This is a genomic window from Oleiphilus sp. HI0132 (assembly GCF_001635845.1).
This window is the reverse complement of record NZ_LWGJ01001055.1, coordinates 1-749: the sequence shown is the minus strand read 5'-3', so window position 1 is coordinate 749 and position 749 is coordinate 1. Positions and strand designations below refer to the sequence as shown.

Below are 749 nucleotides of genomic sequence, written 5' to 3'. Positions count from 1 at the left end.
TTAGTTCAAGAAAACGCAGAGATATAGAGTGCTAAGGAGCAACGCTCAGCTCATCCAGAATCGATTCACTATCACCGCCTCCCGTTCTTAAACAGGGGAAAACCAATAGAATTTCGGTGCATTGCTCCGAGTCAGTGGAATAACTTATCGCCCCCCCTAAAGCGCTCATGACCCGTCGATAATAGACGGTCGCCAGATCAAGGTTAGATGAATCTTCATCCACAACTCTTAAACCTTCTAGCTGAGAACGCTGAACACCTTCTTTATAACGCAATAATAATACATTACGGCCACCCTCAACCCGACTATCAATAGTGATCTCTTCGCCTTTAGCCACGACAGAGTGATTGATGGCCGTTTTTAGTATGTTAAACAAAGCATAAATCAATAACCATTCATCACCTTTGAACAAGAAGTCTTGGCGTAAGTCTGTTCGTATTCTCTCTCGCTCTCCTGGCATAAACACATACTCTGCCAAACTCTTCGTTACTACACTCTGAATTGAAAGCACCTTGAAGGTACTTACATCGATGGGTTCATCCTTCACCAGACCTAGACTCATGTCGATCACCTGAGCACTTCGCGCGATAGCCACATGAGCTTGGCTATAGGGACTATCTAAATATCTCTCATCTTTTAGCTCCGCTCGTACCAATGCAGCATGTTCAACAAAGGCATGTAATTGATCTAAAGGCCCTCTCATGTCATTGGCGATATTACCGGCCAAAGACTGCAAACTCTGCATTTTT

The 749-nt window shown here is 44.1% G+C and carries 1 protein-coding gene; it reads right to left on the bottom strand.

Features of this window, described 5'->3' with window-relative positions; all coding sequences use genetic code 11:
- Window positions 1-31 precede the first annotated feature (31 nt).
- Window positions 32-749: HAMP domain-containing histidine kinase (locus A3766_RS31115; RefSeq protein WP_197479564.1), on the bottom strand; the 718-nt coding region annotated here is incomplete at its 5' end.